At 71.9% G+C, this 21546-nt stretch carries 23 protein-coding genes; 8 read left to right on the forward strand and 15 right to left on the reverse strand.

Annotated features, from left to right (window positions below; genetic code table 11):
• Positions 1 to 2 precede the first annotated feature (2 nt).
• Positions 3 to 566 (reverse strand): TetR/AcrR family transcriptional regulator, encoded by a 564-nt coding sequence (locus ACIHEJ_RS11025; protein ID WP_400134110.1) that lies wholly within the window; start codon positions 564 to 566, stop codon positions 3 to 5.
• A gap of 123 nt (positions 567 to 689) precedes the next feature.
• Between ACIHEJ_RS11025 and ACIHEJ_RS11030 the strand changes: the two genes are divergently transcribed.
• Positions 690 to 3128 carry a beta-glucosidase H gene (locus ACIHEJ_RS11030; protein ID WP_400134112.1) on the forward strand — a complete coding sequence of 813 codons (2439 nt, stop codon included), beginning with the start codon at positions 690 to 692 and terminating at the stop codon, positions 3126 to 3128.
• 115 nt (positions 3129 to 3243) lie between these two features.
• Here the strand turns inward: ACIHEJ_RS11030 and ACIHEJ_RS11035 are convergent, their stop codons facing one another.
• Positions 3244 to 3585 carry a hypothetical protein gene (locus ACIHEJ_RS11035; RefSeq protein WP_400134114.1) on the reverse strand — a complete coding sequence of 114 codons (342 nt, stop codon included), beginning with the start codon at positions 3583 to 3585 and terminating at the stop codon, positions 3244 to 3246.
• 15 nt (positions 3586 to 3600) lie between these two features.
• On the opposite strand from ACIHEJ_RS11035, the gene ACIHEJ_RS11040 reads away from it, so the two are divergent.
• A complete protein-coding gene (locus tag ACIHEJ_RS11040; RefSeq protein WP_400134116.1) occupies positions 3601 to 4287 on the forward strand; it encodes a hypothetical protein in 687 nt (228 codons plus the stop codon).
• A 14-nt stretch (positions 4288 to 4301) separates the two neighbouring features.
• On the opposite strand, the gene ACIHEJ_RS11045 is transcribed toward ACIHEJ_RS11040, so the two are convergent.
• Together ACIHEJ_RS11045 and ACIHEJ_RS11050 are read right to left on the reverse strand one after the other, a co-directional pair.
• A complete protein-coding gene (locus ACIHEJ_RS11045) occupies positions 4302 to 5279 on the reverse strand; it encodes an aldose epimerase family protein (protein ID WP_400134118.1) in 978 nt (325 codons plus the stop codon).
• 26 nt (positions 5280 to 5305) lie between these two features.
• Entirely contained in the window at positions 5306 to 6199 is an 894-nt protein-coding gene (locus ACIHEJ_RS11050) for an SGNH/GDSL hydrolase family protein (RefSeq protein WP_400134120.1), read from the reverse strand.
• Positions 6200 to 6465: 266 nt separating this feature from the next.
• Between ACIHEJ_RS11050 and ACIHEJ_RS11055 the strand changes: the two genes are divergently transcribed.
• Positions 6466 to 6960, forward strand: coding sequence for a DUF3145 domain-containing protein (locus tag ACIHEJ_RS11055; RefSeq protein ID WP_400134122.1), 495 nt, complete (start codon positions 6466 to 6468; stop codon positions 6958 to 6960).
• 83 nt (positions 6961 to 7043) lie between these two features.
• On the opposite strand, the gene fabF is transcribed toward ACIHEJ_RS11055, so the two are convergent.
• The 5 genes from fabF to fasR all read right to left on the reverse strand — a co-directional run bounded on the left by fabF (position 7044) and on the right by fasR (position 11986).
• Positions 7044 to 8315, reverse strand: a complete 1272-nt coding sequence (gene fabF, locus ACIHEJ_RS11060; protein ID WP_400134124.1) for a beta-ketoacyl-ACP synthase II — start codon at positions 8313 to 8315, stop codon at positions 7044 to 7046.
• An 87-nt stretch (positions 8316 to 8402) separates the two neighbouring features.
• Positions 8403 to 8651 carry an acyl carrier protein gene (locus ACIHEJ_RS11065; protein ID WP_366015847.1) on the reverse strand — a complete coding sequence of 83 codons (249 nt, stop codon included), beginning with the start codon at positions 8649 to 8651 and terminating at the stop codon, positions 8403 to 8405.
• An 80-nt stretch (positions 8652 to 8731) separates the two neighbouring features.
• Positions 8732 to 9763, reverse strand: coding sequence for a ketoacyl-ACP synthase III (locus ACIHEJ_RS11070; protein WP_400134127.1), 1032 nt, complete (start codon positions 9761 to 9763; stop codon positions 8732 to 8734).
• Between the two features lie 10 nt (positions 9764 to 9773).
• The gene (locus tag ACIHEJ_RS11075) at positions 9774 to 10691 is read right to left on the reverse strand and encodes an ACP S-malonyltransferase (RefSeq protein WP_400134129.1); all 918 of its coding nucleotides are present in this window, start codon (positions 10689 to 10691) and stop codon (positions 9774 to 9776) included.
• Between the two features lie 89 nt (positions 10692 to 10780).
• Positions 10781 to 11986: a fatty acid biosynthesis transcriptional regulator FasR gene (gene fasR / locus ACIHEJ_RS11080; protein WP_400134131.1), complete on the reverse strand. Its 1206-nt coding sequence runs from the start codon at positions 11984 to 11986 to the stop codon at positions 10781 to 10783.
• Positions 11987 to 12072: 86 nt separating this feature from the next.
• Here fasR and ACIHEJ_RS11085 point away from each other — a divergent pair, with 86 nt between their 5' ends.
• Positions 12073 to 12759: a pirin family protein gene (locus ACIHEJ_RS11085; protein WP_400135126.1), complete on the forward strand. Its 687-nt coding sequence runs from the start codon at positions 12073 to 12075 to the stop codon at positions 12757 to 12759.
• 5 nt (positions 12760 to 12764) lie between these two features.
• Here ACIHEJ_RS11085 and ACIHEJ_RS11090 read toward each other — a convergent pair whose 3' ends face one another.
• The gene (locus tag ACIHEJ_RS11090) at positions 12765 to 13580 is read right to left on the reverse strand and encodes a serine hydrolase domain-containing protein (protein ID WP_400134133.1); all 816 of its coding nucleotides are present in this window, start codon (positions 13578 to 13580) and stop codon (positions 12765 to 12767) included.
• Positions 13581 to 13599: 19 nt separating this feature from the next.
• Positions 13600 to 14076, reverse strand: a complete 477-nt coding sequence (locus tag ACIHEJ_RS11095; protein WP_400134135.1) for a GNAT family N-acetyltransferase — start codon at positions 14074 to 14076, stop codon at positions 13600 to 13602.
• A gap of 96 nt (positions 14077 to 14172) precedes the next feature.
• On the opposite strand from ACIHEJ_RS11095, the gene ACIHEJ_RS11100 reads away from it, so the two are divergent.
• Together ACIHEJ_RS11100 and ACIHEJ_RS11105 are read left to right on the forward strand one after the other, a co-directional pair.
• Positions 14173 to 14634: a MerR family transcriptional regulator gene (locus tag ACIHEJ_RS11100; protein WP_400134138.1), complete on the forward strand. Its 462-nt coding sequence runs from the start codon at positions 14173 to 14175 to the stop codon at positions 14632 to 14634.
• A complete protein-coding gene (locus tag ACIHEJ_RS11105) occupies positions 14631 to 15644 on the forward strand; it encodes an aldo/keto reductase (RefSeq protein ID WP_400134140.1) in 1014 nt (337 codons plus the stop codon). The genes ACIHEJ_RS11100 and ACIHEJ_RS11105 overlap by 4 nt, the downstream gene beginning before the upstream one ends.
• Before the next feature lies 1 nt (position 15645).
• Here the strand turns inward: ACIHEJ_RS11105 and ACIHEJ_RS11110 are convergent, their stop codons facing one another.
• From ACIHEJ_RS11110 to ACIHEJ_RS11120, 3 genes are all read right to left on the reverse strand, one after another.
• Positions 15646 to 16494, reverse strand: coding sequence for a DUF4429 domain-containing protein (locus tag ACIHEJ_RS11110; protein WP_400134142.1), 849 nt, complete (start codon positions 16492 to 16494; stop codon positions 15646 to 15648).
• A 66-nt stretch (positions 16495 to 16560) separates the two neighbouring features.
• Complete coding sequence (locus ACIHEJ_RS11115; protein WP_400134144.1) at positions 16561 to 17778, reverse strand: alpha/beta hydrolase; 1218 nt, start codon at positions 17776 to 17778, stop codon at positions 16561 to 16563.
• 83 nt (positions 17779 to 17861) lie between these two features.
• Positions 17862 to 18497, reverse strand: a complete 636-nt coding sequence (locus ACIHEJ_RS11120; protein WP_400134147.1) for a TetR family transcriptional regulator — start codon at positions 18495 to 18497, stop codon at positions 17862 to 17864.
• Between the two features lie 199 nt (positions 18498 to 18696).
• Here ACIHEJ_RS11120 and ACIHEJ_RS11125 point away from each other — a divergent pair, with 199 nt between their 5' ends.
• Both ACIHEJ_RS11125 and ACIHEJ_RS11130 read left to right on the forward strand, forming a co-directional pair.
• On the forward strand, positions 18697 to 20184 hold the full coding sequence (locus ACIHEJ_RS11125; RefSeq protein WP_400135127.1) for an MFS transporter: 1488 nt from the start codon (positions 18697 to 18699) through the stop codon (positions 20182 to 20184).
• 233 nt (positions 20185 to 20417) lie between these two features.
• Entirely contained in the window at positions 20418 to 20726 is a 309-nt protein-coding gene (locus ACIHEJ_RS11130; RefSeq protein WP_400134149.1) for a small hydrophobic protein, read from the forward strand.
• A 27-nt stretch (positions 20727 to 20753) separates the two neighbouring features.
• On the opposite strand, the gene ACIHEJ_RS11135 is transcribed toward ACIHEJ_RS11130, so the two are convergent.
• Positions 20754 to 21494 (reverse strand): potassium channel family protein, encoded by a 741-nt coding sequence (locus ACIHEJ_RS11135; protein WP_400134150.1) that lies wholly within the window; start codon positions 21492 to 21494, stop codon positions 20754 to 20756.
• Between the last annotated feature and the right edge of the window lie 52 nt (positions 21495 to 21546).

Consider the following 21546-nt stretch of genomic DNA (forward strand, 5'->3'; position numbering starts at 1 on the left):
CGTTACTCGACCGGTTCGCCCAGCAGCCGCAGGAAGTCCCGGAAGGCCCCCGGCATGTCCACCGACTCCGGGTCCAGCAGCCACTGGTACTGCAGCCCGTCCATCACCGCCACCAGCAGCGGAGCGGCCCGTTCGGGGGTGAGGCCGCCCGGCAGCCGGTCCCCGTACTCGGTGCGCAGGACCGCCGCCATGGACGCCCGCACCCGGGCGTACCGCTCGGTGAAGTAACCCCGCGCCGGATGGTCCTCCGTCACGCTCTCGCCGAGCAGCGCCGAGAAGGTCTGGATGATCGCGGGGCGCATCGCGTTGTACTCGACCAGCGAGGCCAGCAGATCCACCCGCCACTGCGTGTCCGGCACCGCGTCCCACCGGTCCCGTTCCTGGAGCACGGCCACCAGCAGGGCGTCCTTGGTGGGGAAGTAGTGCAGCAGACCCTGCTGGGTGAGACCGACGCGCTCGGCGACCGCGGCCAGGCTCGCCCCCCGGTAACCGCGCTCGGCGATCACCTCCAGCGCCGCCCCGACGATCTCCGCCCGCCGCTCCTCGCTCCTGACCCTCGCGTTCATGTCATCAACCTACGGCATCCCCGTGCCATGAATATAACGGGCAGATAACGAAATCTACCGCTCTACAGGTAACGGAGGCACGATGGAGGCACCTGCACGGACCTCAAACGAGGAGGCACCGCCATGGCGGGATCCCAGCCCACCCCTGCCGACACGGCCCGCGAGGCGGTCATCGAGGCCGCCCTCGGCAAGCTCGACCTGGACGCCAAGGCCCGGCTGCTGGCCGGCCAGGACATGTGGACCCTTCCCGCCCTGCCCGAGATCGGCCTGGAGTCCCTGGTCATGTCCGACGGTCCGATCGGCGTCCGGGGTGTGCGCTGGACAGCCGACGACCCCTCCGTCGCCCTGCCCTCGCCGACCGCGCTCGCCGCCACCTGGGACCCCGGACTCGCCCGCCGGGCAGGCGTGCTGCTCGCCCAGGAGGCCCGCCGCAAGGGCGTCCACGTGCTCCTCGCCCCCACGGTCAACCTCCACCGCTCACCGCTCGGCGGCCGCCACTTCGAGTGCTACAGCGAGGACCCGTACCTCACCGGCGCCATCGGCACCGGTTATGTCTTTGGCGTCCAGTCCGGCGGAGTCGGCACCACCGTCAAGCACTTCGTCGCCAACGACGCCGAGACCGACCGCTTCACGGTCGACAACCGGGTCTCCGCGCGCGCCCTGCGCGAGCTGTACCTGGCCCCGTTCGAGGCGATCGTCGAGAACGCCCACCCGTGGGGCATCATGACCGCCTACAACAGGGTCAACGGCACGACCATGACGGAGCACCACCACCTGGTCCACGAGGTCCTGCGCGGCGAATGGGGCTTCGACGGGTGCAACGTCTCCGACTGGATGGCCGCCCGGGACACCGTGCGCGCCGTCGACGGCGGCCTCGACGTCGCCATGCCCGGCCCGCGGACCGTCTACGGCGAGGCCCTCGCCCGGGCCGTGCGGGACGGCAGGGTCGCCGAGGCCACGGTCGACTCCGCCGTACGCCGCGTGCTGCGCCTCGCCGCCCGCGTCGGCATCCTGGACGGCGCCGAACCCGTCGTACCCGAACCGCCCGCCCCGGTCGACGGCGAGGCCCTGGCCCGCGAGATCGCCCGCCGCTCCTTCGTCCTCGTCCGCAACGAACGCGGCGCACTCCCGCTGAAGCCCGGCACCGTGGCCCTGATCGGCGCCGCCGCCCGCGACGCCCGCGTCCTCGGCGGCGGCTCCGCGACCGTCTTCCCGGCCCGCGTGGTCTCCCCGCTCGACGGCCTCACCGCCGCCCTCCCCGACGGCAGCCTCGGCTACGCCGTCGGCGCCGACCCGGCCACCGAACTCGCCGTCGCCGACCAGGGCTTCACCCTGAGGGCCGTCTGCCGCGACGCGGACGGCACGGTCATCGGCACCCGCTCCGCCCCGAACGGCCAGATCCAGTGGATGGGCTCGGACCTCCCCGACGGCGTCACCCACGACCGCCTGCACACCGTCGAACTCACCGGCACCTTCACGCCGCGCGAGTCCGGCCCGCACACCTTCGGCATCAAGGGCACGGGCGCCTTCACGCTCGCGGTCGGCGGGACGACGTACTACGACGACACCCGGCGGCCCGACAAGGACGATCCGTTCGAGGCCTTCTTCGGCGCCCCCGTCCCGCGCGCGCAGGCCGGGCTGACCGCCGGTGAGCCGGTCGAGGTCTCCCTCACCCACGTCGTCCGGCTGCCCGAGAACATCCCCATGAAGGTCGTCGCCTTCGCCCTCGCCCACTCCGCCCCGCAGGGCGACGCCGACGAACTGATCGCCGAGGCCGTCGAGGCCGCCCGGAACGCCGACACGGCCGTGGTCATGGTCGCCACCACCGACCGCGTCGAGTCGGAGGGCTTCGACCGTACGGACCTGAAGCTCCCCGGCCGCCAGGACGACCTCGTCCGCGCGGTCGCCGCCGCCAACCCGAACACCGTCGTGGTCGTCAACTCCGGCTCCCCGGTGGAGCTGCCCTGGCGGGACGAGGTCGCAGCCGTGCTGCTCAGCTGGTTCCCCGGCCAGGAGGGCGGCGCGGCCCTCGCCGACGTGCTCACCGGCGCCCACGAGCCCGGCGGCCGGCTCCCCACGACCTGGGGCTCGCTCGCCGACGCCCCGGTCACCCAGGTCGTGCCGGTCGCCGGCGAACTGACCTACACCGAGGACCTGTTCATCGGCTACCGCGCCTGGGAGAGGGCGGGCCGCACCCCGGCCTACCCCTTCGGTCACGGCCTCGGCTACACCGACTGGGCCTACGAGTCCCTGACCGTCGACGGCACCACCGCCCGCATCCGCGTCCGCAACACGGGCGAGCGTCCCGGCCGCGAGGTCGTCCAGGTCTACCTCTCCCCGGCCGAGCCCGACACAGGGCGCCCGGCCCGCTGGCTGGCCGGCTTCGCCTCCGCCGAGGCCGGACCCGGCGGATGTGTCGAGGTGACCGTCGAGCTGCCGCGCCGCGCCTTCGAGGCCTGGGACGAGGAGGCGAAGTCGTGGGTGTTTGTGAAGGGTTCGTACGAGATCACCGCTGGACGCTCGATCGCCGACCGCAGGCTGACCACGCCGATTAACGTCTGATCCGGGACAAGTCCCCCACGAGCAGCCCCGGTCCGGGACCTGACCCCCGGACCGGGGCTCGTTGCGTCCGGGCGCGTATGGCAGACTCCCGGGCCGCGAACACCGGACACACCGGTCACGGGGGAGAGACATCGTGTATCCAGGCCAGCAGCAACCGCCGGGGCCGTACGGCCAGCAGCCACCGGCGGGGCCGTACGGGCAGCAGCCCCAGTACCACCAGCCGTACGCGCCGCAGCAGCCCCATCCGCAACAGCCGTACGCGCCTCAGCAGCCGTACCCGCAGCAGCCCCAGTACCAACAGCCGTACCCGCCTCAGCAGCCGTACCCGCCGCAGCAGCCGTACCCGCCCCACCAGGCCGGCACCCACCCGCCGCAGCAGCCGTACCCGCCCCACCAGGCCGGCACCCACCCGCCGCAGCCCCGTCCCCGGCAGCAGCGCCCGGCGCCCGTCCAGCACGTCGGCGAAGCCCCGATGCGGCTGGATCCGAATCTCACCCCGGTCCAGCGCGAGCTGGTGCTGAAGATCCAGGCGAAGGCCAAGCCCATGGCCTACGGCATGGTGCTCGGCATCCCGTTCACCTTCGGCGGTGTCCACTACGGCATCACGCGGCAGCCCGTCGGCTTCGCCGCAGCCCTCGCCGGACTGGCCCTGCTCGCCTTCGGTGTCTTCTCACTCCTGCAGATGCAGGCACTCAAGCGGCAGCTGCGGCTGATCACGGCCGACGCCTGGCGCTCCCCGGCCGCTCATCTGCCCGGCGCCCGCAAGGCCGCCACGCAAGCCGCCTATCTCAACGGCCTGCTGGTGCTGCTGTCCCTCGCCGCGACCGGCTATCTGCTCCACAAGGGCGCCGGCTGGGGCGCGTACGGCAACTCCTTCGGCTTCGGCGCGCTGATGCTCGGCGCCGCCCTGCCCTTCGGCATGGCCCTGGCCGCGGCGACCACCGTCCCGCAGCTGCTCCGGGTCGTTCCGGCCGGCGCGCGGGTCGGCCGGAGCCTGTACTCGATCATCTTCGTGCTGGCGACGACGGTGACCGGCGAGGGCATCAAGGGCCATGCGGCCGGCCCGGTCCTGGCCGGTGCCTGCACCCTGCTCGTCTGCGGCGGCGCCATGTCCCTGCTGGGCAAGGCGGCCAGGCGCATGCGGGGCGAGAGCGTCTAGCGGCCGGTGCCCGCTCAGCGCACCGAGAAGCCGTACACCGTCTCCGAGCGGAAGGCCTGACCCGGCCGCAGCACCGTGCTCGGGAACTCCGGGCGGTTCGGGGAGTCCGGGAAGTGCTGGGTCTCCAGGGCGATGCCGTCGCCCGGTGCGAAGGGGGCGGTCAGGTGGTCGGCGGTGTAGAGCTGGAGGCCCGGCTCGGTCGTCGCCACGGTGAGGGTCCGCCCGGAGGCCGGGTCGTACAGCTCGGCGACCTCCTCCGGATGCCCGGTCACGCCCTTGTCCAGGACGAAGTTGTGGTCGAAGCCGGAGCCGACCTCGCGCCGCTCGCGGAAGTCGAAGCGGGAGCCGGAGACGTCCTCCAGGGCGCCCGTCGGGATCAGGTCCGCGCCGACCGGGGTGTAGCGGGAGGCGGCGAGCCGCAGCTCGTGTCCGCCCGCGCGGCCCGTGCCGGCCCCGGCCAGGTTGACGTAGCTGTGGTTGGTGAGGTTGAGCACGGTCGGTGCGTCGGTCGTCGCCTCGTAGGCGATCCGCAGCGCGCCGGACGCGTCCAGCGTGTACGTCGCGGACACCTCCAGGCGGCCCGGGAAGCCCCCCTCGCCGTGCGGGCTGACCCGGCCCAGCCGCACCCCGTCCTCGACGGGCTCCGCCTGCCACACGTGCTTGTCGAATCCCCGCCTGCCGCCGTGCAGGCAGTGCGGCCCGTCGTTCGGCTCCAGGGCGTGGCTACGGCCGTCCAGCGGGAAGCGGGCGCCCGCGATGCGGTTGGCGTACCGGCCGACCAGGGCGCCGAAGTACGGCCCCGGGTGGGTGAGATAACCGTCCAGCTCGGCGAACCCCAGCACCACGTTCGCCGTGCGCCCGTCCCGGTCCGGGACCTCCACCGACCGCACGATCCCGCCGTACGTCAGGATCTCCACCCGGGTCCCGGCGCGCTCCAGCGTCCAGCGGTGGACCTCGGTGCCGTCGGAAAGTGTGCCGAAAAGTTCGCTCATGTGGAAAACAGTAAGTGACCGGTCTCCTAGGCGGCCGGGTCCGGAGCCGTGATCGTCCGGTACGCGATCGCCGCGAGCCGGGCCTGGCCGTCCTTGCTGGGGTGGAACCAGTCCCAGTGGCTGAGCTGGTCGGTGCCGAAGCGGTATTCGTAGACCGCGTTGCCGTCGAAGCGGCAGCGGCGGTCCTTGGCACAGACCTCCTTCAGCACCTTGTTGTACTCCACCACCCGCTGCTGCACCCGGTCCCGGCGCACAGTGGCCGCACCGGTCAGATCGTCGGCGTCGGACAGCATCGACGGGCAGATGCCGAGCTTCCACACCTCCTTGCCCAGCGGATTGTTCCGCCCCTGCGACCACAGGCGCTTCAGGTTCGGCACGCTCGCCACGTACACCTGCGTCTTCGGCAGCGCCGAGCGCAGGATGCGCAGGGCGTCCTCGAACTGCGCACGGAAGTCGGCGACCGGGGTCATCGCCGACGCCGAGGCGCGACAGGCGTCGTTCGCCCCCGCCATCACCGTCACCAACTGCGGGGCACGGGTGGCCGCCTGGGCCATCTGGTCCGGCAGGTCGGCCATGCGGGCGCCGGTCACCGCGTAGTTCCAGCTGCGCTCCGCCGCGCCCGTCACCCCGAGCAGGCGCACCGCCAGGCTGTCCACCTTGGCGTCGCTGCCCGTCGCCCACGACACCTCGGGGCAGTCGGAGAGCACCGTGCACGCGTCGAAGCCGCGGGTGATGGAGTCGCCGACCGCGGCGATCGAGCCGGGGCTGCGGTCCCACACGGGGGCGGGCCTGGCGGCCCGCGCCTTGGTGGTCCCGGGCGCGGGCGAACCGCCGCCGACGGCATCGCATCCCGCGACACCGAGCACGGCCGCCGCCACGACGGCGAGAGCGGCCCGTCCCCGGCTGCTTCGCTTCCGCATCCCCTGGTGATCCCCTCGTCGTCGAATCCGGTGCTTTCCGGTGCTTCCCCCATGACAACGTGCGAGGGTTCCCGGCCGGGCCCGCTGGAACGGACGGGACCCGTACAAGCGTCCCCCCGGGTGAATGGCGGGGGTTTCCTGGCAGCGGGACCGACGGTACGTCACACTCCTTGCGCCGCCGCAGGGTAGCCTCGCCATCAACGCGGCCGTCGTGTCACTGCCGCCCAGCCAGTCCGCAAGATGTCCCGCTCTGCCCGGAGGTTCCGGTGACGACACGTGGAGTTCTGTACGTGCACTCCGCGCCGCGCGCGCTGTGCCCGCATGTCGAGTGGGCCGTCGCCGGGGTGCTCGGCACGCGCGTCAGCCTCGACTGGATCCGGCAGCCCGCGGCCCCCGGCACCTGGCGCTCGGAGTTCTCCTGGCAGGGTGAGGCCGGTACGGCGTCCAAACTGGCCTCCGCCCTGCGCGGCTGGCATCTGCTCCGCTTCGAGGTGACCGCCGAGCCCTGCCCCACCGCCGAGGGGGAGCGCTACAGCTGCACCCCCGACCTGGGCATCTTCCACGCCGTGACGGGCATCCACGGCGACATCCTCATCCCCGAGGACCGCCTGCGCGCGGCGCTGACACGTTCTCAGCGCGACGAGACGGACCTGGAGGCGGAGATCGCCAAGCTCCTGGGCAAGCCGTGGGACGACGAGCTGGAGCCGTTCCGCTACGCGGGCGAGGGAGCACCGGTGCGCTGGCTGCACCAGGTGGTGTGAGACTCCCGCCGCGTGCGGACATGAAGACACGGACATGAGGAAGGGCCCCCGCCGACCGGCAGGGGCCCTTCTCACTCACGTTCTCAGACGGTCCTGAACGCCAGGACCACGTTGTGCCCGCCGAAGCCGAACGAGTCGTTCAGCGCGGCGATGCGGCCCTCGACCGGCAGCTTCCGGGCCTCGTCCCGTACGACGTCGGCGTTGGCCTCCGCCTCGGGGTCGATGTTCTCGACGTTGATCGTCGGCGGCGCCACCCGGTGGTACAGCGCGAGCACGGTCGCCACCGACTCCACGCCACCGGCGCCACCGAGCAGGTGACCGGTCATCGACTTGGTGGCGGAGACCGCCATGTGGTCCGCGTCGTCGCCGAACACCTTGCGCAGCGCCTTCAGCTCGGCGATGTCACCGGCCGGCGTCGACGTGGCGTGCGCATTGACGTGCACGATCTCGGCCGGGTTCAGGTCGGTGTTGTCCAGCAGGTTCTGCAGCGCGTGCGAGATGCCGCGGCCCTCGGGCTCCGGCTGCACGATGTCGTGGCTGTCGGCGGACACGCCCTGCCCGACGGCCTCCGCGTAGACACGGGCCCCGCGCTTGGCGGCGTGCTCGGCGGACTCCAGGACGAGCACACCGGCGCCCTCGCCGAGCACGAAGCCGTCGCGGGCCACGTCGTAGGGGCGCGAGGCACCCTGCGGGTCCTCGTTGTTCTTGGACATCGCCATCATGTTGCCGAACGCGGCGATCGGCAGCGGATGGATGGCCGCCTCCGTACCACCGGCGACGACGACGTCGGCCCGGCCGGTGCGGATCATCTCGATGGCGTAGCCGATGGCCTCCGCACCCGAGGCGCACGCGGACACCGGCGTGTGCACGCCCGCGCGGGCGCCCACCAGCAGGCCCACGTTGGCCGAGGGGCCGTTCGGCATCAGCATGGGGACGGTGTGCGGGGAGACGCGGCGGACGCCCTTCTCCTTCAGCACGTCGTACTGGTCGAGGAGCGTCGTCACACCGCCGATGCCGGAGGCGATCACGGCGCCCAGGCGGTCGGGGTCGACGGATCCGTCCTCACCGGCCTTGGCGGTGAAGCCCGCGTCCTGCCAGGCCTCCTGAGCGGCGATCAGCGCGAACTGCGCCGAGCGGTCCAGCTTGCGGGCCTGCGGCCGGGGGATGACCTCGGTCGGCTCCACGGCGACCGGGGCCGCGATCTTGACGGCCTGCTCGGCCGCCCAGTCCTGCTCCAGGGGCTTGACGCCGGACTTGCCGGCGATCAGGCCCTCCCAGGTGGAAGCTACGTCGCCACCCAGCGGTGTGGTTGCGCCGATACCGGTGACGACCACGGTGCGATTGGTCGGGCTCACGGGAATTCTTTCTCCAACGGATGCGGGAATCTACGGCGCCACCGCCGGGTGGCGGGGCCTTGCAGCCTGACAGACCTAAGGGGTGGATCAGGCCTGGTGCTTGAGGATGTAGTCGGCGGCGTCGCCCACGGTCTTGAGGTTCTTGACGTCCTCGTCCGGGATCTTCACCTCGAAGCGCTCCTCGGCGGCGACGACGACCTCGACCATGGACAGCGAGTCGACGTCCAGGTCGTCGGTGAAGGACTTGTCCAGCTGGACGTCCTCAACCGGGATGCCGGCGATCTCGTTGACGATTTCCGCGAGACCTTCGACGATCTCTTCCTGAGTGGCGGCCATGTCAGGCGCTCCTTCTCGATATTGCAGACGGTTTGTGGCAGTTGTCCCCCTGCCGAATCGCATGATCCGGCACGGAGTGCCTAGGGGAGGGTAACGACCGTGGCGGCGTACACGAGACCCGCCCCGAATCCGATGACGAGCGCGGTGTCGCCGCTCTTCGCCTCCCCGGTCGCCAGAAGCCGCTCCATAGCGAGCGGAATCGAGGCGGCCGAGGTGTTGCCGGTGGTGCGGATGTCACGGGCGACCATGACGTGCTCCGGCAGTTTGAGGGTCTTCACCATCGAGTCGATGATCCGCACGTTGGCCTGGTGCGGGATGAAGACGTCCAGGTCCTCCGGGCTGATCCCGGCGGCGTCCAGCGCCTGCTGGGCGACCTTCGCCATCTCGTACACGGCCCAGCGGAACACCGCCTGGCCCTCCTGCGTGATCGCAGGGAACTTGACGTTGCCCTCGCTGTCGACGGGCAGTTCGGCGAGGTCGCCGATGCGGAACCGGTCCCAGGGGACGGTCTGCTTGATGGTGGCGGACTTGTCGCCCTCGGAGCCCCACACGGTCGGGCCGATCGCCGGCTCCTGGGAGGGGCCGACCACGACCGCGCCCGCGCCGTCGCCGAACAGGAAGGCCGTGGCACGGTCCTCCAGGTCGGTCAGGTCGCTGAGCCGCTCCACGCCGATGACGAGCACGTACTCGGCGGAACCTTCCACCACCATGCCCTTGGCGAGGGTCAGGCCGTAGCCGAAGCCCGCGCAGCCGGCCGAGATGTCGAAGGCGGCGGCCTTGTTCGTGCCGAGCTTGTCGGCGATCTCGGTGGCGACGGCCGGGGTCTGGCTGAAGTGCGACACGGTCGAGACGACCACGGCACCGATCTGCTCGGCGTCGATGCCCGCGTCCGCGATCGCCTTGCCGGAGGCCTCGATGGACATCGCGGCGACCGTCTCCTCGGGACCCGCCCAGTGCCGGGTCTCGATGCCGGAGCGCGAGCGGATCCACTCGTCGGACGAGTCGATCTTCTCGAGGATCACCTCGTTGGGCACCACCCGGGTCGGCCGGTAGCCGCCGACGCCGAGGATGCGCGCATACGGGGCACCCTTGCTGGGCTTGATCTTCGCCATGTACCGCTCCTTAGGCGCCGGTGTGCTCGGAGATGAGCTCGCGGGCCGCGTCGAGGTCGTCGGGGGTCTTCAGGGCCAGCGTCTTCACCCCGGGCAGGGCGCGCTTGGCCAGGCCGGTGAGGGTGCCGCCCGGGCACACCTCGACGAGCGCGGTCACGCCCAGCTCCTTGAAGGTCTCCATGCACAGGTCCCAGCGCACCGGGTTGGCGACCTGGCCGACCAGCCGCTCCAGCACCTCGGCGCCGGACGTGACGGCCCGGCCGTCCTTGTTGGAGACGTAGGTGACCTTGGGATCGGCCGGGTCCAGCCCCGCGGCGGCCTTGGCCAGCGTCTCGACGGCGGGGGCCATGTGCCGGGTGTGGAAGGCGCCGGCCACCTTGAGCGGGACGACCTTGCGGACGCCCTCGGGCTTGTCGTCGTTCAGCGCGGCGAGCTGCTCCAGCGTCCCCGCGGCGACGATCTGGCCCGCGCCGTTGATGTTGGCCGGGGTCAGGCCCAGCTTCTCCAGGTGCGCGACGGACGTCTCCGGGTCGCCGCCGAGCAGCGCCGACATGCCGGTCTCGGTGATCGCGGCGGCGTCGGCCATGGCCAGACCCCGCTTGCGGACCAGGCCCAGCGCGGCGGTGTCGCCCAGGACACCGGCGAAGGCGGCGGCGGTGATCTCACCGACACTGTGACCGGCCACGGCGTCCGGGGCGATGTCACCCAGTGCCGCGGCGGACAGGATTCCGGCGGCCACCAGCAGCGGCTGGGCCACCGCGGTGTCACGGATGGCGTCGGCGTCGGCCTGGGTGCCGTAGTGGACGAGGTCCAGTCCGATGGCGTCCGACCACGCGGTGACGCGGTCCGCGGCACCGGGGAGGTCGAGCCAGGGGGTCAGGAAGCCGGGCGTCTGGGCGCCCTGGCCGGGAGCGACGAGTACGAGCACTCTCACACTCTCTCTTGGGGACGGCCACGGCCGCCCGTGAGGACAGGGACGAAGAACACGAAGGGCTTTTGTGGGGCCCCCACAAAACCCTATGCCTGAGGTTCACCATCGGCCAGACGCCCCAGGATCAGGGCGATCCGCAGTGTGAACGCGGATCGTACATCGGAGGGCGACCATCCGGTGACGTCAGTCACACGTCGGAGCCGGTAGCGCACGGTGTTCGGGTGAACGAAGAGCATCCGGGCCGCGCCTTCCAGACTGCTCGCCTGCTCCAGGTAGACACTCAGGGTTTCCAGGAGCGCCGAGCCGGCCTCCTCCAGCGGTCTGTAGATCTCCTCCACCAGCTGCTCGCGGGCGCTCGGATCGCCCGCGATCGCGCGCTCCGGCAGCAGATCGTCCGCCAGCACCGGCCGGGGAGCGTCCTGCCAGGCGTAACACGCCTTCAGGCCCGCGGCGGCGGCCTGCGCGGACCGGGGGCCGGCCAGCAGGTCGGGGACGATCGGCCCGGCGACGACGGGCCCGGCGGCGAACGGGCCGATCAGCGACTTGGCGACGGCCAGCGGATTGGGGCTGCCGCCGGCGATGACGACGAGCCGGTCGCCGAGGACCCCGGTGAGCACCTGCAGCTTGGCGTGCCGGGCGGCCCGCCGGATCGCCTCGACGGTCAGCTCGCTGTCCCCGTCCGGGGCGGTCCCGAGGACGACGCACACATGCTCGGGGGAGTTCCAGCCGAGCGCCGCGGCCCGGCTGACGGCTCCCTCGTCGGCCTCGCCGCTGAGTACCGCGTTCACCACCAGCGACTCCAGGCGGGCGTCCCAGGCACCGCGTGCCTCGGCGGCCTGGGCGTACACCTGGGCGGTGGCGAACGCGATCTCGCGGGCGTACACCAGCAGCGCCTCGCGCAGCACGCTCTCGTCGCCGGGGGCGGCCACCTCGTCGATGGCGCTCTCCATGACCTCGATGGTGGTGCGCACCATCTCCACGGTCTGGCGCAGCGTGATGGCCCGGGTCAGCTCGCGCGGCGCGGTCCCGAACACGTCAGTGGAGATCGCCTGCGGTGCGTCGGGGTGCCGGAACCACTCGGTGAAGGCAGCGATGCCCGCCTGGGCCACGAGCCCGATCCAGGAACGGTTCTCCGGTGGCATGGCCCGGTACCACGGCAGGGTCTCGTCCATGCGCGCGATGGCCTGCGCGGCGAGAGACCCGGACGACTTCTCCAGGCGCTTCAGGGTCGCGGCGTGCGGGTGGACGTGATGCGCTGCGTGATCGCTGCTGTGGGATTCGGGTTCGGGCACGGGGACAAGACTGCCTTATCCGGACGCGGGCATGCGCCGCCGGGTCAGGCTTGCCCGCGGCGACGAGGGACTACCGTAGGGCCGTGATGGACGTACGCCGCGCCGGTGAGCGCTACCGCGGAGGGGACCCGGAGGCCGGCATCGAGTCGTGGCACGCCTTCTCCTTCGGGCCGCACTACGACCCCGGCAACCTGCGCTTCGGCGCGGTGATCGCCTGCAACGAGGAGCGACTCGCGCCCGGCGCCGGGTTCGACGAACACCCGCACAGCCACACCGAGATCGTCACATGGGTGGTCGAGGGCGAGCTGACCCACCGTGACTCCACCGGCCGCGAGACGCGGGTACGGCCCGGCGACGTGCAGCGGCTCAGCTCGGCGGCGGGCGTGCGGCACGTCGAGCGCAACGACGGCACGGCGCCGCTGGCCTTCGTCCAGATGTGGCTGGCCCCGCTGGAGCCGGGCGGTGAGCCGTCGTACGAGATCGTCCGCGGCATCGCCGACTCCACCCCGTACGCCGTCCCGGAGGCGGGCGCGATGCTGCACGCACGGCGGCTGGCGGCGGGGGAGCGGACGGCGGTCCCGGACGGGGCGCACGTGTACGTGCACGTCGTACGCGGCCGGGTGCGGCTGGACGGCGCCGAGCTGGACCCGGGCGACGCGGCCCGCGTCACGGCCGCCGAGAACCTGACGGCGACGGCCCTGACCGCGGCCGAGCTGCTGATCTGGGAGATGACCGGTCCGGCGGCCCGGCCCCCGCACCGGCAAGGTGGCTGAGCCGCTCAGATCTCGCGGAGCACCGCGTCCGTGAAGACCGGCCACGCCTCGATCGCCCAGGGCCCGAAGGCCCGGTCGGTCAGCGCGACGCAGCCCGCGCCGGCGTCCGGGTCGATCCACAGGAACGTGCCGGACTGCCCGAAGTGCCCGAAGGTGCGCGGCGAGGAGGCGACCGCCGTCCAGTGCGGCGACTTGCGGCCGCGGATCTCGAAGCCCAGCCCCCAGTCGTTCGGGTTCTGGTGCCCGTACCCCGGCAGCACGCCCTTCGTCCCCGGGAACTGCACGGTCATCGCCTCCGCGACCGTGCGCGGGTCCAGCAGCCGGGGCGCCTGCACCTCCGCGGCGAACCGCAGCAGGTCCTCGACCGTCGAGACGCCGTCCTTGGCCGGTGACCCGTTCAGCGACGTCGCGGTCATCCCCAGCGGCTCCAGCACCGCCTGCCGCAGGTACTCGGCGAACGGGATGTCCGTCGCCTTGGCGATGTGGTCCCCGAGCTGTTCGAAGCCGGCGTTGGAGTACAGCCGCCGCTCCCCGGGCGGGGCGGTCACCCGGTGCTCGTCGAAGGCCAGCCCGGAGGTGTGCGCGAGCAGGTGGCGCACCGTGGAACCGGGGGGCCCGGCCGGCTCGTCGAGCTCGATCGCCCCCTCCTCGTACGCGACGAGCGCCGCGTAGGCCGCGAGCGGCTTGGTCACCGAGGCCAGCGGGAAGCGGTGCCCGACGGGTCCGTGCGTCCCCGGGACGGTCCCGTCGGCTCGTACGACACCCGCCGCGGCGGTGGGGACGGGCCAGTTCTCGATCAGCGCCAGGCTCTGCAACGACATGTCCGCGAGCCTATGCGGCTCAGAGCGTCATCCGCATCGAGGGGTCGGGCCTGCGCACGAACCCCAGCGACGCGTACAGCGGCTCCGCCTCGGCGGACGCGTTGAGATCGACGTGCACGGCGTCCCGCTCCCGGAACCACGTCAGCAGCTCCTCGACGCACGCGCGCGCGTACCCGCGGCGCCGGGCGTCCGGATCGGTGGCGACGCTGAACACGTGCCCGACCCGCCCGTGCGGGTTCCCGGCCCGCCCCATCCGGTACTCCAGCGTCCCGGCCGCCAGCGCGGCCAGCGTCCCCGGCCGCTCCGGACGGTCCACGACGAAGGCGACGAAGTTCCCGTCGGCCTCGGCCAGCCGCGCCCGCAGCGTCGGCAGCGACTCGGCATGCCACTCCGTGGTCCCGGCACCACCCCCGCCCCCCAGCGAGTCGATCATGACCTGGCGCAGGCGCAGCACTTCGGCGGCGTCCTCGGGCAGGGCCCTGCGTGCAAGACTCATGGACCGCACGCTAGCCAGCCGCCCCGGCCGCGTCCTGCCGATTTCTTACCGGTTTCGCTTGCTTGGAGTGCACTCCAAGGTCATAGCGTGGGGGTCATGACGGTGATGCAGACCACGCCAGCGGCCACCGACCGGGCCACCCCCGACATCTGCTCCGCCCCACCCCGACGCCCTCCGCGCCCCGACGGCGAGGACCGCTACACGATCAGCGAGGTCGTCGCCTTCACCGGCCTGACCGCGCACACCCTGCGCTGGTACGAGCGGATCGGCCTGATGCCGCACGTCGACCGCTCGCACACCGGGCAGCGCCGTTACAGCAACCGCGACCTGGACTGGCTGGACTTCGTGACCAAGCTCCGGCTGACCGGCATGCCGGTGGCCGACATGGTCCGGTACGCGGAACTGGTCAGGGAGGGCGAGAGCACCTACCGGGAGCGCCGGGCACTGCTGGAGTCGACGCGCCGCGACGTCCTGAACCGGATCGCGGAGCTGCAGGACACGCTCGCCGTACTGGACCGCAAGATCAGCTTTTACGCAACGGAGGGGACCACTCGATGACCGCCAGGATTCCGACGGCACGGCTCGGACAGAACGGGCCGGAGGTCGGCGTACAGGGGCTCGGCTGCATGGGCATGAGCTTCGCGTACGGCCCCACGGACGCCGGTGAGGCCCGCGCCGCGCTGGACCGGGCGCTGGAGCTGGGCGTGACGCTGTACGACACGGCGGACGCCTACGGCGCCGGGGACAACGAGCGGTTCCTGTCCCCGTTCTTCACGGCGCACCGGGACGAGGTGGTCATCGCCACCAAGTTCGCCCTGTCGATCCCCGAGGACGACCCGACCAAGCGGATCATCCGCAACGACGCGCCGTACATCCGCGAGGCCGTCGAGGCCAGCCTGAAGCGGCTCGGCGTCGACGAGATCGACCTCTACTACATGCACCGCCGCGACCCGGACGTCCCCGTCGAGGAGACCGTCGGCACGATGGCGGAGCTGGTCCGCGAGGGCAAGGTCAAGCACCTGGGCCTGAGCGAGGTCACCGCCGACGAGCTGCGCGCCGCGCACGCCGTGCACCCGATCGCGGCCGTGCAGTCGGAGTGGTCGCTGTTCAGCCGGGACATCGAGGCGAAGGTCGTACCGGCCGCGCGGGAGCTGGGCGTCGCCCTGGTGCCGTACTCGCCGCTGGGCCGCGGCTTCCTCACCGGCTCCTTCACCAACGCCGAACAGCAGCTCTCCGCCGACGACTTCCGCCGTCAGCAGCCCCGCTTCACCGGTGACAACGCGGCGGCCAACGCGGCCCTCCTGGAGCCGGTCCGCGCGATCGCCGAGGCCCACGGCGCCACCCCGGGCCAGGTCGCCCTGGCCTGGGTGCAGCAGCGGGCCACGGTCTGCGGCCTGCCGGTGGTCCCGATCCCGGGCACCCGCAAGCCGGGCCGGGTGGAGGAGAACGTGGCGGCGGCGACGCTCACCCTGACCGACGAGGAGCTCGCGCGGCTGGAGCCGATCGCGGGCAAGGTGGCGGGCGAGCGCTACGCGGACATGACGTTCACGTCCGCCGGCCGGGAGTAGGTCAGAGCTCCGCGAGCAACTCCGCCTTCTTGGAGGAGAATTCCTCGTCGGTGACCAGTCCGGCCTGGTGCAGCTCCCCGAGATGCCGGATCCGCTCGGCGATGTCGGCGGGATCCCGCCGCACCCGGGCCGGTACCACGGGGACCGGCCCCCGGGTGCGGACGGCCGCGAGGACCGCCGCGGCGAACGGCAGAGACTCGTGCACCGGCCCGTAGCCCAGCCCGAACACGACGGCGGCCGGATCCTGGTCGGGCTGCACGGACTCCGCCGGGCCGGCGGAGCGCGGCAGCAGGCGCAGGTGTCCCTCGAACACCTCCGGCGACCGCCACTCCACCCCGCCGAGGCCGGCGACCGGGAAACTCTGGTCGCCGGCCTTCCACTTCGCCGACGACGCGCCGGTCCACGACCAGCGGAACTGCACGGACGTCCCGTCAAAGGACGCCTTCCCGTCGTACGCCTTGAAGTGCAGCGGCGCCTCGGGCGCCGCCACCAGGTGCCGCTCGGCGGGACCGGACTCGGTCAGCAGACCCTTCAGCTCGTCCGCGTAGTACTCGGCGAGCGTCTCCCGCTCGGCCGGCAGGGCCAGCCGGTAGGGGTCGGAGCCCTCCTTCAGCTGCCCGTCCGCCGCCTCCATCAGCGGGTCGGCGCCCGCGCGGGGCGTCAGCCGCAGCACCACCGTGCCGCGGCGGCCCGGCGTGAGCGTCACGTCCTCCACCGCGGACAGCGGTATCCGCCGTTCGCCGAGCGCCTGGAACAGCTTCGGTGTTCGAATCCCCCGTTCGTAACGGATGAGCACGGAGTCGGACTCGAACTCCCAGACGGCATGAAAACCCGCCAGTACGTCACCCATGCGGCTCATCGTATGCGGCACGTGCTCCTCCGTCGCCACCCGCGCAGACCGCACTTCCTGCTGTTTCTACGCGCGTCCGGCCGTCGCCGTGCCGGGCAGACCGGACCGGCACGCATCGTTCTCCTGGGCGCACGTGACCGCGTCGTACGCCCCCACGCCGACCGCGGCCAGGTTGCGCAGACTGTCCGTGCCCGGCTGGAAGTAGCCGGCGTGCCCCTGGGCGTCGTGGGCGGACAGCACCCGCGCGCCGAACGCCGAGGACACCGGGTCGGCGCCGTGACCCAGCCCGCCGAGCTCCAGGTACGGCACGTCCTGGATCCAGTCGGTGGCGTCCCGCATGGCCCACACCCGGGCCGTGGTGTCCAGATGGGAGGCCTTGGTGACCCGCATGCCGGGGCTCGCCGCCACCGCTATGTCGGTCACCCGGCGCGGCATCCCGTGCGCGGCGACCCCGCACACCACCGAGCCGTAGCTGTGGCAGATCATGGCCACCGGGGTGCGGCCGGGCAGCGCGTCCAGCAGCGCGTTCAGCCGGACGGCGCCCTCCGCGGCGCGCAGTCCGGTGGCCGCGTCCACACCGAGGCCGTCCGGCGAGGTGTAGTCGGCCCAGGCGATCACGGCCGTACGGGTGCCGGGGCGCGCCGCGCGCTCGGCCGAGTACAGCGCCTTGGCCATGCCGACCGGGGCGGTGTACTGGCGGTAGCTCTTCTGGAAGGTCAGCAGGTCGGTGTCGACGCCGGGAACGACGACCGAGATCCGCTCGGCCCTGTCGAGGTTCCCGAAGACCTCGGCGATCCGGCCCGAGCCGTCGGGGTCGAAGGCGAGGATGTGCCGGCCGGGCTCCAGCAGGGACTCGTAGCGGTGCATGCGGCGGCCCGCGTCCTGCTGTCCGGCCGGGCTCAGCCGGCTGTCGTGCATGCGGGTGCGCTCGACCTTGCGGGCCTGGTCCAGCGCGACCCGGTTGGCGCGGTAGCGCAGCGCGACGGGGGCGCCGTTCATGTTCCCCACGGCGAGCGGATAGCGGTGGGCCAGCCGGCCCTGCTCCTCGGGGGTGAGCGAGGCGTAGAAACGGGTGAGCCGCGCGGGGGCGGCCCCGGGGTCCGGCAGAGGGACGCCGTGGAGGCGGCCGTGCTCCCACTTGGTGAGCGAGGCCTGCACTGCTGTCGACTCCCGGTGGGTGCGCAAGGCGGTCCAGCCGGTGGTCGCGAGCATCACGAACACCACGGCCAGCGCCAGCAGAGCGCGCCAGACGTTCAGTTGCGGGGAGGTGTCGAAGGAAGTCACTGGGAGGACACACTAGGAGAACGAGAGGGTCTCGAGGTAACCGAGTGACAGGGATCACGTTTCGGCAATCCTCGAACGCCTCCTCAACGATCTCGGGTGGTACGCCAGTTACCGGTGAGCGCCGAACCCACCTGATCGAGGTACGACGCGGTGAGTTGACGGATCGCCACCAGGCTGAAGTCCTCACCCGTGCACCACTGCCGTTCGGTGACCCTCATCACGCCGCCGAACACCGCCACGGCCAGCCGTGGACGCGGGTCCGCGTCCACGTCGACGCCCTCCCGCTCGGCCAGCACCTGTGCGATCGTCTCCTCGGTCGCCGCCGAGCGGCGCAGATGGGCGGCGAGCAGCGCCGGCGTCGACTCGATCGTCCGGTACATCCGCAGATACAGCTCGACCGGGACGGCCGACTCGACGGTCTCCCGCATCGCGTCCCAGCCCTCCAGGACCGCCTGCCGCAGCGCCACCATCGGCGCCTCGTGCGCCGGGCGGGCGCGCACCGCCTCGACGAAGTGGGCCTCGGTCATCTCCTGCACCGCGAAGGCCACGTCCTCCTTGCCCGCGAAGTAGCGGAAGAAGGTGCGCTGCGAGACCTCGACCGCCTCCGTGATCTCGTCCACGGTCGTGTGCTCGTAGCCCTGGGTGGTGAACAGCTCGAGAGCGGCCCGCAGCAGCGCTTCGCGGGTGCGCTGCTTCTTGCGTTCGCGCAGTGTTTCCATAGGTGTCAGTTACCGACTTGTGAAATCGTTTGTCAATTGTCAGCGACTGTCACTAGCCTCTGAAGGTATGACCAGTCAGACCACCATCGACGCGACGGGACCGGGGGACAGCGCACCGGCGGCCCCGTCGGAGGCGGCCCCGGCCGCGGGGCTGCGCGGGCATCCCTGGCTCACCCTGATCACCGTCGCCGTCGGCGTCATGATGGTGGCCCTCGACGGCACCATCGTGGCCATCGCCAACCCGGCGATCCAGAAGGACCTGGGGGCCACCTTCGCCCAGGTGCAGTGGATCACCAACGGCTACTTCCTCGCCCTCGCGGTCTCCCTCATCACCGCGGGCAAGCTCGGTGACCGGTTCGGGCACCGCCAGACCTTCCTCATCGGCGTGACCGGCTTCGCCGCCGCGTCCGGTGCCATCGGGCTGTCGAACAGCATCGCCGCGGTCGTCACCTTCCGCGTCTTCCAGGGCCTGTTCGGCGCGCTGCTGATGCCTGCCGCGCTCGGCCTGCTGCGGGCCACCTTCCCGGCCGAGAAGCTCAACATGGCGATCGGCATCTGGGGCATGGTGATCGGCGCGTCCACCGCGGGCGGCCCGATCCTCGGCGGTGTCCTCGTCGAGCACGTCAACTGGCAGTCGGTGTTCTTCATCAATGTGCCGGTCGGCGCGGTCGCCCTGCTCCTCGGCGCGCTGATCCTGCTCGACCACCGCGCCGAGAACGCCCCGCGCTCCTTCGACATCCTCGGCATCGCACTGCTCTCCGGCGCCATGTTCTGCCTGGTGTGGGCGCTCATCAAGGCCCCGAGCTGGGGCTGGGGCGACGGCAGGACGTGGGCGTTCATCGCCGCGTCCGTCGTGGGCTTCGGCCTCTTCTCCTTCTGGGAGGCGCGGATCAGGGAGCCGCTGATCCCGCTGGGCCTGTTCCGCTCCGTCCCGCTGTCGGCGGGCGTCGTCCTGATGGTCCTCATGGCCATCGCCTTCATGGGCGGTCTGTTCTTCGTGACCTTCTACCTGCAGAACGTCCACGGCATGAGCCCGATCGACGCCGGCCTGCACCTGCTGCCGCTGACCGGCATGATGATCGTCGGCTCGCCGCTCGCCGGTGCCGCGATCACCAAGCTCGGCCCGCGCATCCCGCTCGCCGGCGGCATGGCCGCGACCGCGATCGCCATGTACGGCATGTCGACGCTCGAGGCGGACACCGGCAGCGGGGTGATGTCCGTCTGGTTCGCCCTGCTCGGCCTCGGCCTCGCACCGGTCATGGTCGGCGCCACGGAGGTCATCGTCGGCAACGCGCCCATGGAGCTGTCCGGTGTCGCGGGCGGTCTCCAGCAGGCGGCCATGCAGATCGGCGGCAGCCTCGGTACGGCCGTGCTGGGCGCGGTGATGGCTTCCAAGGTCGACAGCGATCTGCCGGGCAACTGGACGGGCGCCGGGCTGCCGCAGCTGACCCCGGCCCAGCTGGACAAGGCCTCGGAGGCGGTCCAGGTCGGCGTGGCGCCGGTGCCGAAGGGCGTGCCGGAGCAGGTCGCCGCCAAGATCACCGAGGTCGCGCACCACACCTTCATCACCGGCATGAGCCTCGCCTCGCTGGTGGCGGCGGGCGTGGCGGCGGTCGCCGTCCTCGTCGCCCTGCTCACCAGGCGGGGCGCGAACGCGGAGGCGGGCGCGGGCGTCGGCCACATCTGACGGCCCGTCCCGGGGGAGTTCGCCTATCAGGGTGACTCCACTGAGGATTCCTCGCACCGGGCAGCGCCACAGGTCACAGTGGGTCAAGTCCTCCGCAGGGCATGGGAGGACCGCCGGGCCGTGGCGCGCGCCGCTGGAGGGGGGTGGCGCGCCCAGGTCTGCGCATGTCTGCCTCCGGCTAACCGGGGTACCCGCATACCGAAGCCGAACTGTCCATGAGCCCCAGGGAGTTGATGATGGCAGGCTTCGGGCACGGAACACGCGGGTACCCCCGGTCACGTGGCCGGACGTGGCAACGGACCGGGCCGGACCGCGCAACGCTCGGCATCATCGGCACGATCTGTGCGGTGGCCGGCTTTTTCGCACTGGGCGTCATCCTCGGCCCGGTGGCGATGCTGTGCGGATGGCAGTCGATGGGCCGCAAGTGGTCCAACGACCATGACATCCCGGCCCTGGTGGCCCTGATCCTGGGAGCGATCGACACGCTCCTGGCCATCATCGCCCTCGCGGGCGCGGCGACCTGGGGCCACGGACTTCTGTGACGGGCTGCGGCGGCACTGGGCGCCGGCTCAGTGCCGTTGCTCCTCCCGCGCGGTCAACCGGGCCACCTCCGTCCGCAGCAGGCGGACCTCCTCCGTCAGCGCGGCGATCGCCTCGGTCTGCCGCCGCTCCTCCACGTCGTCCTTCTCGAACCGTGCGATGAACCACGCGGCGATGTTCGCGGTCACCACACCCAGCAGCGCGATCCCGGACAGCATCAGCCCGACGGCGATCATCCGCCCCAGGCCGGTCGTGGGCGCGTGATCCCCGTACCCCACGGTCGTCATCGTCGTGAACGACCACCACACGGCGTCACCCAGCGTCCGGATGTTCCCCCTGGGCGAGTCCCGCTCCACGGACAGCACCGCCAGCGAGCCGAACATCAGCAGCCCGACCACCGCACCGGCGACGTACGTCGTGAGCCTGATCTGCGAGGCCATCCGCGCCCGCCGTCCCACCAGCAGCAGCGTCGACACCATCCGCAGCAACCGCAGCGGCTGCAGGAGCGGCAGAACCACCGCGCCCAGGTCCATCCAGTGCGTGCGGACGAACTCCCGCCGTCTCGCCGTGAGCGCCAGCCGCATCAGGTAGTCCACCGCGAACGCGCCCCACACCAGCCACTCCGTGGCGGTGCAGACCACCGTCAGGGACCGGCTCGCGGGGCTGACCACGATCGGCACGGCATAGGCGATGGCGAACGCCACGGCCAGCGCCAGCAGGGGGCGTTGGGTACGGCGTTCCCAACGAGCCTGTGCCGACTGATCGTTCATACAGGCATAGTAAAGAAGAAGTAACGGGGCGGCGCCGCGAGCGCCGCCCCCT

The sequence above is a fragment of the Streptomyces sp. NPDC052301 genome (assembly GCF_044593395.1).
GTDB lineage: Bacteria > Actinomycetota > Actinomycetes > Streptomycetales > Streptomycetaceae > Streptomyces.